This window comes from Salmonella enterica subsp. diarizonae, from assembly GCF_008692785.1.
GTDB lineage: Bacteria > Pseudomonadota > Gammaproteobacteria > Enterobacterales > Enterobacteriaceae > Salmonella > Salmonella diarizonae.
The window spans coordinates 321,671-334,308 of record NZ_VXJV01000002.1 but is presented as its reverse complement, the minus strand read 5'-3'; the positions used below and the strand labels follow the sequence as shown (position 1 = coordinate 334,308).

Here is a 12,638-nt window from a genome sequence, read left to right as displayed (position 1 = left end):
ACCATATTATGATACCCGGTTATCGTTATTGCGTAAGTTTTCATTCAGGAATTTTGACTGACAGAAACGATGCGCGGTTTTTACTAACCTGCTGATTTTAAAGAAATGGCGCCGCGCCGGTGATTGAGCTGCAGCACGACCGGCCGCAAAATTTTCAACGCCGGTTGCACAAATATTTTGATGTATCGTTACGTCATTTTTCACGTAACCACACCGCCCGATTACGTGAAATTTTCACGTAACGGCCAGAAACTACGGCCAACAACCCGGACGAACGCCACGCAGCCGGACGACAGACACAAAAAAGCCCGGCAATTAGCCAGGCTGTTTATCGATAACTCAGAACTAAAGAAAATGCCGCCACAAATAATAAAGAACCCACACCAGACAAAAAACAAGTAAGAACGTTACAAAAGTCATAGCATCCTCTTAATCATCATCCAGCCAATACTCATCATCCGGGCCGCCTTCCTCGTCATCAGGCCATAACTGAAGAAAATCATTGTATTCAATTGTGCCCACATAAAAAATTTCAAAATCATTACCGCGCCAACGGTCTGTCAACTCGCTATAATCCTCACGATACAGCCACGAACCATCAGGCCAGACAAAAATATCATCACCATCCATACTAAAATACCCCCTGCTTAAAAAGAACATAAAAAAGACCAAAAACAGCAATACCACCATAAGTAAAAACTATAAGAAATAATAAAAACCAAAACCGCTTAAGAACCTTATCAGACATAAATCACCCCTTAACTTTTTTAGCCTGCAATACAATCAATAAATCCGTATTAGATTTCTGATTAGACTTTGTTGACCAGGACTTAGGCAGAAAAGATAAACCTGTATTCTGATTACTGTCCTTATTCTCAGCAAGACCCGATAACACAATAATATCCCCGTCTTTCATATTCACGTTGGTAATAATCTGCCTGTTAGTAAACGTGGGCGAATTATTCACACCTGTAGTCGTTTCCGCATAATCGCTCATTTGCTGATTAATATTCATAGAAACAAGATTCTGAGTAATAACAGGTTTAACCTGGAACGTAACACCCGTATTCCGGTACGTCACCGACTGTACAGGTGTGCCGTTCTCATAACTGACAGAACCCAGCGTGGGTACACTGGCACCCACTGCAAACGACGATTGTTGACCTGAAACCACGCGCAACCGTGGCGAACTGACCAAAGAAAAACGGTTATCCGTGCGGAACAACTCATACAGCGCATCAAGCGACGGGCTGTTAAACTGGATGAAATTCCCGTAACCCTGACGGCCACCAATATTAATGCTGAAACGGCTGTTAAGCAGTTTCGCCGCCAGTTGAAGACCGGAACCGTTACGCTCATCCGTGGAAACCTCGAACACGTAGGCCGAAACATCAATCTGGTCTGCCCGCACATCTATTTCCGGCAACAACGCCTTAATCTGAGCAATATTACGCGCCGTACCACGATAGACAAACGTATCCCCGGTTGTGGACATAAAAGCCTGCTCCTGATTATCCGAAATAACAGGCGCAGACGTTCCAGCAGCCGAAGAAGACACCGCGCTATTCTGAGTGAAAGACGTCCCCAGTACAGAAGCCAGATAAGCCACGTCACGAAATTTCGGAATATACGTAAATGTATAAAGTTTTGGCGGTTGCGGAATTACCTGATAAGGATATAAATAATCAATACCTTTTTTAGTCGAGACACGAATATGCATATTATCCAGATACCGGATAATAAATTCACGTTCATCATTATCAGGCTGAATGTGCAACGTTAATTTACGGGTATCCAGCGTTAAATCAGGCGACAACATAAACGGCTTATGTAATACCTGATTCCAGAGAACACCAATTGCATCAGGTAACGGCATTGCAGTCACTTCAAAATCTGTACCCTTAGCATATACCTGATTATATGAAGAGAATAACAGGCAAATAACAACAGATTTAGCTAATTTCATCATCTCATTCCTTTTATCTCAGTAAAGAAGATGCCGAACCCTGAACCACTCCACTCATGGCACCAGAAACCACACCAGGCAAATCAGGCATTGCAGGAGACGAAGGCACAGCCGTTGCAGAACCGGAATAAAACGTCACTATTTCATTATCGACAACAATTTGCGTAAACTGCCCGTCATACGAACTGTCAGAACGAAAATAACGTATATTCCCGACAGTATCACGAAGAATAAAATAACCCTCATTATCTGAACGTTTCAGATAACCAGTAAGACGCCAGCGGGGAGAAATAACCGGCTCAGGCGGAGGTTGAGGCACATCATTAACCTGCACAGGCTGACCCTGCTGATTAATAACCTGCCCTGTTTTCAAGTCATCCTTATCACTGTTAAAAACATAATGGCTGAGAAACTGCCATGAAATATAACCAAAAACACAAAATAAAACTGACCTGAACAATCTGAAACGGGGCTTTTTAACCGGCTTATTATCAGAGGATTTATCATTATTTTTACTGTCCGGTTTAGTATCAGTCATAACAGACACCTCAGATGATTTACTGTCTGCAACTGTATCCCTGCCCTCATGCCAGTTAGTCCAGTCAGATAAAGGAGAAGAAAGATATTTACCCGGTAATAACGTGTAAGGAACACGCATATCAATATCTTTATTGTTTAAATGTTCGATGCCATCAACAAACTTAAAATCAGTATCGTAGAGGTTATAATAATCCTTAGCCATTATAGAATATTTATCAATGGGCTTATCACCTGCTGATTTCTTTTTATAATAAATAAACACCTGAACAATATGAGGAATTAACGTATTACGCCGTTTATTGCGACGAGGCTCTTTTGAACCAAACATCTCTTTAAATGATGTATAAAAAGGTATGCGGATTTTACTTAAATCCCGCAGAATAACAAGATTTTCTAATGTAGCATCACGAAGCTGATTATCAAGACTGTCAGGGTGCTGAACAATAAAATATACATCCCAGTGATGTTTGCGGGCATGTCGAAACCAGTCAAGCATTTTTAAACGGTCGTGACGTTTAAAATCACGGGAATTAAGAAACTCGCTACATTCATCAATAATCAGACAGCCGAAATTGTCCTTATACGAAGGCGGCGAACCATCCCCCAAAAACTCTAAATCTTCCACACGAACACTACAAGGAATAACAGTGATTTCTTTATCTGAATCTTTACCCAACAAATAAGTATCTAAAGGATAATTAGTAGCAACCCTGATATTCTTGTCAGGATTATTATAATAACGGGATGCAATAAAAGCGGCAAAAATCCCCTTTCCTGCTCCTAATTCCCCCTGAGTAAAATAAACCGCCATTATAAAGACCCTTATTTAGTTTTAACAGACATTTTGTCAGCAGACGACTGTACAAATAATTTACCAAACAGAATCAACAAACGCAGGCCAATAACAAAGGAAACCGCAGAAACAATAATCTGAAAATTAGACGGAAGATTAACCGGAAGGAGGCTGACAAAACACAACCATAAAGAATTAGCCATTGGATTAAACGCAAACAAGGAATTTATATAACCCGTAAACGCATCCATCAATAACGCGACAGCCCGATTAACAACCAGAATAAACGCAGTCACCATTAAAAACTGACCAGCAAGAGATATCCCCGACATCTGTAATAACGCCGGAATAGCATAAGCTGTAAACAACCTGCCAAGCTGCTTAATAAGCAACATTTGTATCTCCATTAATTTATTGCATACAGGACAGAATGAGTTAATATTTATTAATCAAGTATTTCAGCCTTGACCAAAGATATAATGGGAGAACCTTTTGCATTGATACAACCAATATTCACCCATTTATTATCTGGCGGAGTCTGTATAACCCTTACCTTATCTCCGAGAACAAGGCAAGCACTGGCCTCATTATTGATACTCGGCAAATAAAAATAAATTTTATTTAATCTTTACGGTGGTTTTGCGGTAATTCCACTCAGATATCCAGAAACAGATTCTGATACAATTCCTTTCGCTTTTTTATTTTCCTTAGATAGCGAGTCATACCGAAGCATGTTGGCTACCTCTCTTACATCCATTCCAGAAAAATCATCTATCGTTTTATTTATCACCGGACGCATTGACTGGAAGTCAAATTTATCTGCATTTACACCTCCTGAACTGTCTAATACATCTTTATTACTCACCCAGCTATAACCACATGCCTCACCATCCCAGGCATTAATAATGCAACCATTGGTCATATCCACGACACTAAAATAAGCTTTATCGGTATATTTTTTCACGCCATCACCGAACTCTACATATCCCCAGGAACACTCGTTACGATAAGATATTGCTGCCGACGTCAGGCTGTCGCCATCTGACGCCTCCCCTCCCCCTTATTCATCAAATCCTTATCCCGGCCCAAAGTAACCTGACTGAATGTTCTTGCGGCATCTTGTGCTTGTTTGCTGCTTGTCTTCTTAGAATATAACTATCCGTTTGTGCATCTTGAGGATAATTAGCATAGTATGCAAATTTATCCATTAGCACTTGAGATCTAATATTATATATTTAAAATTTATTTGAGAATTCTTCAGAAACAATATTGGCTGTTGTTTACTGGATAAGTTTCATATAAAAGGTGAAGGGATATTTTTTATTCCCTGCGGCACTTGACCATGTCCCTTTAAACTGCCCATTTTCTAACAGACCATCAAACGTCTCTATTCCCTCAGGAACAGAGGCTGTCAGCGTCAATCTCATACCATTTCGACGACCGGTTATATTTATTTTTCTTTTCACTTTTTCATAAAAATAAAAACCAGAAGTGCTATCATTATTATATTTGAGGTGCATGGCTATTCTGAATTTTCCGTTCAACTTCCCTATGTAATTAACTGAATCAATGTCTGTATCACAGTTACTTAAACATCCGATATCATTCAAATTTATAGCATCAGCATCTTTACTATCGAGAGCAATTACAGGGAGTTGTTTTTTTTCAACGCCATTAGTAATTTCCGACAAATTAAATAAGATATCATTCCCCACATATTTATTGGGGGTGTACGCTAATTTAAATTTATTAATACACAACTCCGAAGCAACCTGTAATAATAATCCATCTTTTTTTTCTGGAATTATCCCTGTCGATGTGTCGCATTGTTTGCCAGACCATTTCTTTACGTTGTTACTGAAATCAATTGAGCTCTCAATATAATAATACCTTACAGGTGAAAGGGCTTTGTTATCATACTTGAACGCAATAAACTCCATAGCCTTGGAACTATCAAGATAATATTTCGAAAAAACGTATTGCTCTCCATACTTTTGCAAAGTAACATTTTCTGTTGTTTCGTTCATATCAAAATAAGGGAATATTTTTTCATTTTTAGTATCTACCAATTCAACTTTGTAAGATACTTCATTAACATTCCGTTCCATTTTTAAAAAAACATCGCAAGACGTGTTTTCCCTTAAAGAACAGTCAATAACACCTAAGTCATCATTTGCATGTACATAAAAAGAGCATATAAATAAAATCAGAAACCATACACTATCAAATTGTTTCATTTATGATCACCTCAAATAACTCAGCATAATCTTTAAACTCATTAGCTTTATCAGGAATACCATCTCGATAACCATTGATGATTAATCTTGCATTAAAGTAATCATGTTTACCTTCTCCCAAATAAGTATCTAGTGAATATCCGGTTCTAAAACCACCATCTTTCATCCCTTTCATCATAATCGAAACAGCAGTGCTCATTTCAAGGCAAAGATCCGGACTAGCAACTATATCTATACCTGTTATAGACTTGAAATTCTCATAGGAAATTTTCCATGTTAACTGAACTAAACCACGTCCGCGATATTTATAGCCATCACCAATATTGGTGTTGTGGTTCAGTATAGCTCTTTGTCGGTTAGATGCCGTTGGCCCTGAGCCATAATCTACTTCCGCCTTATCATATGAAATATCCTCACTAATTGGTTTAAAGAACAATTTTTGCCTGTAGGCATAAGACTCTATTCTTATTGTAGCAAGCATATAGGAAATAAATTTTTCATTAAAATCGTCAAAATAATTATAATACTGTTTCTTCATTTCAATTAAAAGCGTTCGCAATGACTCTTCAGAATCCTGAGTCAATGCAGGGATGGTTATTTTTTTTCCACGATCATAAAACCCAAAGACTACTGAATGTTTTTCTTTGTACTTTTGAATAAATTTTTCGATATCAAACCATTTAGATGAAGGATTTATTGCCTCCAAAAACACCACAGGATGCATATGCCACACCTCCGGCCCCACTGCCACGCCCTTTTCCGACACCGCCTTCATCCACGTCATATTCTCCAGAAACTCTTCCAGATACGTTTTCCACAACGGCGCATCCGTGGTTAACGTATCTAGGTATGTCTTCCACAGCGGAGCATCCTTGCCGTAGTACCATTCACTAGCGTGCTTCGCAATCACACGGTACAGATGGTCGCGGTAGGATACATTATGAACCGCCTGAAGATACTCCTGCTCCGAGTAATGCCCGTCCTGGTTACTGTCTATCAACGCCAGCAGGCGTTTGTAGTTGTACTTATTCAGCACGTGAGTGGTACGGCTTTCCTCCTGTGCTGCTTTATACAACTGCTCCAGAATACCCTTCACCACGTTATTCGGTTGTTTTATACCATCAATCAGGTCAAAACTCTCCGGTGCCTTATTCAGCGTGACAAAGCCGAGCTCACCAAGCGCATACTGCGACACTTTCTGTACACTGGCAGCGGCCAGCCAGCCACCTTCCGGGCGTATCTGATAGTATGCCGCATCCTTGTTATCCGTGCGTTACTCGGGCAAGGAGCGTGACGCGACGGGGCTGTATTACTACGGATACCGTTATTACCAGCCGTGGGCGGGGCGCTGGCTGGGCGCAGACCCGGCGGGGACGGCGGACGGGCTGAACCTGTTCAGGATGGTACGGAATAATCCTGTATCCATGAAGGATAACGATGGGCGTGTTACAGAATGGCTTGACCTGGCATATCCACACAAGTCATTTAACGTTGTAGCGCTTATGTATAAAAATAATCCTATGCTAAAGTTATATCATCGAATCTTTACGCAAGAAATAAAGAAAATACTTGACGAAGCTGAAATAAATGAATCCAGCCTTAAAAAACTAAAACCTAATAAAAGACAAAAAACATCGAGAGACATGAAATATACTAAAACAAAATTAAAGAACTATGCAGCACATGCCGGATTTTTAAATGTACCCAGCGGCAGCGGTGAAACTCCGAGATTTAAATCTGGATTTGTAAATTTACCCGGAAGCCTGAGCAATAAAAACACATTCCCGGGAGTCCGTCTGATAGATGAAAAAGTCAAAAGAAGGTTTGAGGAGTACTCTCCAGAAAAGCTAAAAGAATCAACAAAATGGAGACCTGAAACGAGCCTTGGTTATTATCATGTGGAAAATGTTGACATTTTCATTTCTGAAATCAAGAAATTATATGCAGCGTCAGGTTCGGAGCTTCATGAGGTTGTTGAACGTAGGATCAGAAATCATCTGGCGAGCAATAATAATATATTACCAAGAATGGCTGGGATTGCAGGGCTGCACGCTGAGGTACAGGCGCTGAACCATATCATATCCATGACTGATACTGAGGCTAGAGTAGCTAGTAAACTCAGTTCCAGTTACATATATACCCAACGTCTGGTTGGAGCCAGAAATGAGGATTTCCCTGCATGCCATAACTGCTCAGGAATTATTAATGGGCTTGAAAACATCATGACAGGGAGAGTTGAAGGTCACACAAGATTAATAAGAAGGAAATCCATCTGACTTCCTGCGCCCGGGTGATGCGCTGATGGTGACGCGGGTAGATCGTCTGGCGCGCAGCATCCGGGATTTGCAGGATACCGTTTACAGCCTGAATCAGCGGGGGATCACCCTCAGGGCCACAGAGCAGCCGGTGGATACCAGGAGTGCTGCCGGCAAGGCTTTCCTCGATATGCTGGGGGGGGGGGCGCTGAATTTGAAACCAACCTGCGCCGTGAACCGTCAGATGGAAGGCATCGTTGCTTTTACAAAACGAGCGGAGGGCGCGAAAGTTAAAGGCATAAAAAAGATCTCAAGAAGATCCTTTTGTTTCATCAGGCAGCCCCCTGTAAGTCTGAGGAATCCCCAGAAAAAAAGACAGGCATAGAGTTTTGTGATCTACTGATTGCGCTAACAAATTCAATGAGATCACCTCTATGCCTGCCCGAACATTTTATCGCTGTCGACTGGAGCGGTTACCCGTCCCAGGAATATCACATCCTTCGTGCCAGTCTTATCTGTGATGGGCGTTCAATCCCTCTGCTTAGTCGGCTTGTATCTTCAGCAAAGCAAAATAATTTGCTGATACAAAAAGAATTTCTCGATGAACTTCACCGGCGCGTAAATCCCAAAGCAAAAGTCATACTTATTACAGATGCGGGGTTTCAGAGTGCATGGTTTCGGCACATAAAATCACTGGGGTGGGACTTTATTGGCCGCATAAGGGGAACGGTTCAATTCTGTCTGCTGCATGATGACGAAAGATGGCTGAAAATAACGGATGTTCGGGGTAAAGCAAGCCCGGAATATCTGGGAGCAGGATGGCTTGTCCGGGCGGAATATGCCCGGTGTTCAGGCCATTTTTATCTTCATAAAAGGGAAACCAGAGGACGTAAAAACCAGCGTTCCAGAGGGCGATTATCCAGCCCAACGACAGAAAAGGAAAAACAGGCCTCAGCGAAAGAGCCCTGGCTGATATTTACCAGCACAGAAGAGTTTAAGCCGCCAGAAATCACGAAGCTATATAGCAGAAGAATGCAAATAGAGCAGAATTTCCGTGATGAGAAAAGTGAACGCTTCGGATTCGGCCTGCGGGCCAGTTACAGTCGTTCTGCCGGGCGGCTGTCAGTCCTGAGCCTTCTGGCGACACTGAGCACAATCGTGCTGTGGCTTATAGGATATCATGCTGAAAACACAGGATTACATCTGAGATACCAGGCCAACAGCATTAAATCACGGCGTGTTATCTCATATCTGACATTAGCGGAGAATGTCCTGCGACACTCTCCGCTAATTTTGAAGCGAACAGCATTAGACGTCGTTCTTCATCATCTCGCCAGAACCTACCGAAGTATGGTGCTGGTTTATTAGCACTGGTTTTGTGGGGATCTCTCAGCCTGTAAGTGGTTAAATATCAATCAACGGAACACCCTTGCTTATCCTCAACCACTTTAGAAAATTGGTTATTTTTCAAAATATAATAGGTCGTCTGACACGGATTAGTTATCGGGATACCATTTTCATCGTGCTCTATTTTTTGAGGGATCGCCTGGCCGGTTAATATCATCAAATAGCTACTTTTCCGAGTATCTATCCTGAAATCTTCACCAACAGGAGTACCGTTATCAGCAACTTGCTGATAAACATTGGTTCCAGCAACAGCAGGAAGCTGCACAACAACCGTCCCTGATAGCTTATCTATAACCCAGCCACACACGCCACCTTGATGATCGAGACATTCATTTCCAGTGCTCTTATCATCAGTATATATACGATAATGCCCAGCGAAATTTACTGGTTTTTTTAATTCACTGTTTGTTTTTTTCTTCCAGTAACTGGAGTATTTCTCCTGCTCACTAGAAAGATCTAACCAGGTGGTAAATGGGCCTTTGTTTATATCAGCCGGATAATCTTTAAATTCAGGCATACCTTTAACATGCAACTCCGCTGCATGAACAAAGGGGATCATCAGACAGGCTATTCCACTAAGTAAATAGGGAAAAATTCTGTTAGTTAGCGCCACTTTTCGACGCCCTCAATATATTAATCATTTGATTAGGTGTCAGATGTGCATGATTAAGACCATCACCAGAGTAATAAGAACCTCCTTCTACCTGTGCAATCCGCCCTTTACTAATAGTATTCCCCTTGCGAACTCCAGCAGATGCAAACTCTTTAGCCCAGTCATATATTGCATCTTCAACACTACCATTGCCTTCCAAATAGGCAATAATCGCAGGCCGTTTAACCTTAATTATGTACTCCTCAAAAATCTGATCCTGGGCTGCCTCATCATACAAGGAATTAACGTCAAGCTTGAGCCATTTCACCGCATCTATTAACGTTCCCGGTATGATCTGAAAACGACCAGTGGCAAACATAATATTCGTATGCATTTGATTTTGCATGACTTGCTTAATGGTCATAGATAGTAGCATAAATCCCCCCAGTACCACGGCACGCTGAGGTAATCCCGGTTAATCCGGTAGGCCACCACCTCACCGTCCGCCATGCTGCGCACGGCCTGCTCCCCCGGAAACGGTACCGGGAAATCCACCGCCTCATTCATCGCCTGACCGCTGAGCGCACACCACGGCGTGGTGGTGTCACTGATGTGAATGCCGCCGTGCCACATGCCATTGCGGCCGATAAGCCAGTGCCCGGTAGCCTCACCCTCCAGATGCGCCAGCATCTCCTCCAGGTTACTGAACTCCCCGCCCCGGTTATTTTTCGGCACCGGCCAGCGAATGGCCGGGAGCTGCGGGCCGTTTTCCGGATTCGACATAGAAAATCCTTTTAGTTTGTCTGGTTAAGTATCGGTCCATCATACACCGCAGGCATTTTACCGCCGTTTCCGGAGGGACAAACAAAAGTAAGATTTTGTAAGACGGGGCAATTTAACTCACTGGACTGGCTGCTTTTCCCCTGAGAATAGTCTGTCGTGTGGTACTGAATTCACGGGCCACGGCACCCAGCGCCAGGCAGTGAACACTGCCAGTTGTTTCACCATTTTCCCGTCAGAACCGATCGCATTATGTGTACCGGTTTTAACTATGATGAACATCGATTTTATTCATCCCTGCCCTTCATCCTGTATGATTAACATGCAATCACCAAACATATCGAACTGGCATGACTGGATCTCTTCTGACGCATAGGCCTTCATTAGTAAATCAACTCCAGCAAACTGGCCGGTTAACACCATATGCGTCGTTTTTGGCTGATGTAAGTTCGTTAGCAGACAGTCAACCACTTTCAGTTGGTAGCCTGGATGTATATAAAGCGCTGTCCAACCAGAACTTGCTTTGAGGCAATTGTGCTCCCTCGAATACGCGGATTCCAGACATCGTGTAACGGTAGTTCCTACGGCAAAAATACGTCCGCCATTTTTCTTCGCAGTATTAATGGCATCTGCTGTTGCTTGCGGAACATCGTAGTATTCTTCGTTGATAGTGACATCTTCTACGCATTTTGTTTGTATTTTCCTGTTGGTCAAGATTTCTGCTGATGCAACATGTAAAGTGATGAAGGCTATTAATCCACCTTTATCTTTGATTTTTTGGATAAGGTCCCATGTAAAATGAATGCCAGCAGAAGGTATTTCTAAAGAACCATATTTTTTAGAAAAAACGGAGCGGTAAGCATCTGGATATTTATAAAAAAAGCTGGAGTCCACATACTCATCAAGGCGCTCACCATGACTGACTAAATAGTAAATTAAGGCATCATGATTTTCTACGACGGCCTGGTACTGGTTCTCTTCGCTAAACTCCTGCTCTATCACAATAGAAACATTATTATCAACCAAGTAGAGAACATCTCCGCCGTCAAATTTTTCTTTTAAAAGCCCGGAAATAATTACTCTATTCTCTGGTAAGAAACCTTCTAAAATAATTTTAACCAATATATTACATTTTGTTTTGCATATAAACATATGGTTTATTATAGTGCTGTCGTTAAAACAAACCACATCACCTTCTTTGATGTAATCTATTATTTTGCTAAAGTCTACCTTATGAAATTCCTCTTTACTTCGGTTGAGGACAAGCATCTTACACTTTTCCCTGTATGCATCATTGGATATCCAATGAGGTCTGAGTGGAATAGTCATCGTATCGACAATGCGAAAATTATATTTTTCGGTAAGCATATGTTCAACCTTTGAAAAAAAACATTAATAGTGCTATTGCGCTGTATATCCATATCCTGCAGTATACGTTAGCCTTCCAGGGAGTGAACATTAACGCTATAAATGTTGTCCTTATATTTACTTTTCTGGCTATTTAATTAATGCGTGGTACTGATATTTACCAGGACGATCAGGCTTGACCGCCCTCTTCTTCTGCTTATTCCTGCGTTGAGACATCATTATCCATTGCATTGGCAAACTTCTGCATTAACCGAACAAAGATATCAAGTTCATCCTGAGACCAGTCTTTAAAAACAGCATTGCCCATTTGCTCTCGCGCCGCATCTATACGCTCTGTCATCGCCTTGCCTGTCGGGGAAATAACGGCCTCGCGTATACGGCGATCGATGACATTATGCTGCCGTATTACCAACCCCAACTTTTCCAGTTTGGCAACCTGTCGGCTTACCGTCGTATAATCACGACCGGCACATTCGGCTAACTCAACCACGCCAATAGGCCCTAATCGTTCGATACTGATAAGGATCGAAAATAGCGCACGATCAAGTTGAATCCCCGCGTCTGCAATTAACTTCTCATCATTACGAGGCCGATTAAGAGCGCTCACAATGCGAATCAACGCACCGTGCAGCGTCTTCATCTGCTCGGAAATATGTGTATCTTGCACATTTTTATTTTCTGACATAGCATGTCTCCTCTT

The 12,638-nt window shown here is 41.9% G+C and carries 14 protein-coding genes and 3 pseudogenes; 4 read left to right on the top strand and 13 right to left on the bottom strand.

Going from position 1 to position 12,638, the window contains the following annotated elements:
- Positions 1–6: 6 nt before the first annotated feature.
- The 8 genes from F4V72_RS05625 to F4V72_RS24335 form a co-directional block, all read right to left on the bottom strand.
- Positions 7–204: a hypothetical protein gene (locus F4V72_RS05625; protein WP_136058277.1), complete on the bottom strand. Its 198-nt coding sequence runs from the start codon at positions 202–204 to the stop codon at positions 7–9.
- 225 nt (positions 205–429) lie between these two features.
- Entirely contained in the window at positions 430–630 is a 201-nt protein-coding gene (locus tag F4V72_RS05620) for a hypothetical protein (RefSeq protein ID WP_136058276.1), read from the bottom strand.
- Positions 631–751: 121 nt separating this feature from the next.
- A complete protein-coding gene (locus F4V72_RS05615) occupies positions 752–1,969 on the bottom strand; it encodes a type II secretion system protein GspD (protein WP_136058275.1) in 1,218 nt (405 codons plus the stop codon).
- Positions 1,970–1,979: 10 nt separating this feature from the next.
- A complete protein-coding gene (locus F4V72_RS05610; protein ID WP_136058274.1) occupies positions 1,980–3,317 on the bottom strand; it encodes a zonular occludens toxin domain-containing protein in 1,338 nt (445 codons plus the stop codon).
- 11 nt (positions 3,318–3,328) lie between these two features.
- On the bottom strand, positions 3,329–3,694 hold the full coding sequence (locus F4V72_RS05605; RefSeq protein WP_136058273.1) for a hypothetical protein: 366 nt from the start codon (positions 3,692–3,694) through the stop codon (positions 3,329–3,331).
- 233 nt (positions 3,695–3,927) lie between these two features.
- Positions 3,928–4,263: a hypothetical protein gene (locus tag F4V72_RS05600; protein WP_070801222.1), complete on the bottom strand. Its 336-nt coding sequence runs from the start codon at positions 4,261–4,263 to the stop codon at positions 3,928–3,930.
- 316 nt (positions 4,264–4,579) lie between these two features.
- Positions 4,580–5,536, bottom strand: a complete 957-nt coding sequence (locus F4V72_RS05595; protein ID WP_088759929.1) for a hypothetical protein — start codon at positions 5,534–5,536, stop codon at positions 4,580–4,582.
- Positions 5,523–6,731, bottom strand: coding sequence for a hypothetical protein (locus F4V72_RS24335; protein ID WP_232081667.1), 1,209 nt, complete (start codon positions 6,729–6,731; stop codon positions 5,523–5,525). Before F4V72_RS24335 ends, F4V72_RS05595 begins: the two co-directional genes overlap by 14 nt.
- 79 nt (positions 6,732–6,810) lie before the next feature.
- Between F4V72_RS24335 and F4V72_RS24330 the strand changes: the two are divergent.
- The 4 genes and pseudogenes from F4V72_RS24330 to F4V72_RS05575 all read left to right on the top strand — a co-directional run.
- A pseudogene (locus F4V72_RS24330) lies at positions 6,811–6,978 on the top strand (RHS repeat-associated core domain-containing protein); the annotation flags it as partial.
- Positions 6,961–7,812, top strand: coding sequence for a YwqJ-related putative deaminase (locus F4V72_RS24325; protein WP_349251677.1), 852 nt, complete (start codon positions 6,961–6,963; stop codon positions 7,810–7,812). The pseudogene F4V72_RS24330 and the gene F4V72_RS24325, both read left to right, overlap by 18 nt.
- Positions 7,811–8,176 (top strand): annotated as a pseudogene (locus tag F4V72_RS05580) (recombinase family protein); the annotation flags it as partial. The gene F4V72_RS24325 and the pseudogene F4V72_RS05580, both read left to right, overlap by 2 nt.
- Positions 8,149–9,159: pseudogene (locus F4V72_RS05575) on the top strand (IS4 family transposase); the annotation flags it as partial. The pseudogenes F4V72_RS05580 and F4V72_RS05575, both read left to right, overlap by 28 nt.
- Before the next feature lie 43 nt (positions 9,160–9,202).
- Here the strand turns inward: F4V72_RS05575 and F4V72_RS05570 are convergent.
- The 5 genes from F4V72_RS05570 to F4V72_RS05550 form a co-directional block, all read right to left on the bottom strand.
- Positions 9,203–9,811: a hypothetical protein gene (locus tag F4V72_RS05570; RefSeq protein ID WP_024149621.1), complete on the bottom strand. Its 609-nt coding sequence runs from the start codon at positions 9,809–9,811 to the stop codon at positions 9,203–9,205.
- Entirely contained in the window at positions 9,798–10,226 is a 429-nt protein-coding gene (locus F4V72_RS05565) for a hypothetical protein (RefSeq protein ID WP_023247519.1), read from the bottom strand. The genes F4V72_RS05570 and F4V72_RS05565 overlap by 14 nt, the downstream gene beginning before the upstream one ends.
- On the bottom strand, positions 10,211–10,573 hold the full coding sequence (locus F4V72_RS05560) for a hypothetical protein (RefSeq protein WP_023247518.1): 363 nt from the start codon (positions 10,571–10,573) through the stop codon (positions 10,211–10,213). The genes F4V72_RS05565 and F4V72_RS05560 overlap by 16 nt, the downstream gene beginning before the upstream one ends.
- A gap of 288 nt (positions 10,574–10,861) precedes the next feature.
- Positions 10,862–11,938 (bottom strand): S-adenosylmethionine:tRNA ribosyltransferase-isomerase, encoded by a 1,077-nt coding sequence (locus F4V72_RS05555; RefSeq protein ID WP_023247517.1) that lies wholly within the window; start codon positions 11,936–11,938, stop codon positions 10,862–10,864.
- A 196-nt stretch (positions 11,939–12,134) separates the two neighbouring features.
- Positions 12,135–12,623, bottom strand: coding sequence for a MarR family winged helix-turn-helix transcriptional regulator (locus tag F4V72_RS05550; RefSeq protein WP_053510146.1), 489 nt, complete (start codon positions 12,621–12,623; stop codon positions 12,135–12,137).
- Positions 12,624–12,638: the final 15 nt, after the last annotated feature.

What these genes read in the sequence shown, in the direction of transcription:
- F4V72_RS05620 (WP_136058276.1), bottom strand. Translation starts at nt 630, where the DNA reads ATGGATGGTGATGATATTTTTGTCTGGCCTGATGGTTCGTGGCTGTAT.
- F4V72_RS05615 (WP_136058275.1), bottom strand. Translation starts at nt 1,969, where the DNA reads ATGATGAAATTAGCTAAATCTGTTGTTATTTGCCTGTTATTCTCTTCA.
- F4V72_RS05610 (WP_136058274.1), bottom strand. Translation starts at nt 3,317, where the DNA reads ATGGCGGTTTATTTTACTCAGGGGGAATTAGGAGCAGGAAAGGGGATT.
- F4V72_RS05605 (WP_136058273.1), bottom strand. Translation starts at nt 3,694, where the DNA reads ATGTTGCTTATTAAGCAGCTTGGCAGGTTGTTTACAGCTTATGCTATT.
- F4V72_RS05595 (WP_088759929.1), bottom strand. Translation starts at nt 5,536, where the DNA reads ATGAAACAATTTGATAGTGTATGGTTTCTGATTTTATTTATATGCTCT.
- F4V72_RS24325 (WP_349251677.1), top strand. Translation starts at nt 6,961, where the DNA reads ATGAAGGATAACGATGGGCGTGTTACAGAATGGCTTGACCTGGCATAT.
- F4V72_RS05565 (WP_023247519.1), bottom strand. Translation starts at nt 10,226, where the DNA reads ATGCTACTATCTATGACCATTAAGCAAGTCATGCAAAATCAAATGCAT.
- F4V72_RS05560 (WP_023247518.1), bottom strand. Translation starts at nt 10,573, where the DNA reads ATGTCGAATCCGGAAAACGGCCCGCAGCTCCCGGCCATTCGCTGGCCG.
- F4V72_RS05555 (WP_023247517.1), bottom strand. Translation starts at nt 11,938, where the DNA reads ATGCTTACCGAAAAATATAATTTTCGCATTGTCGATACGATGACTATT.
- F4V72_RS05550 (WP_053510146.1), bottom strand. Translation starts at nt 12,623, where the DNA reads ATGTCAGAAAATAAAAATGTGCAAGATACACATATTTCCGAGCAGATG.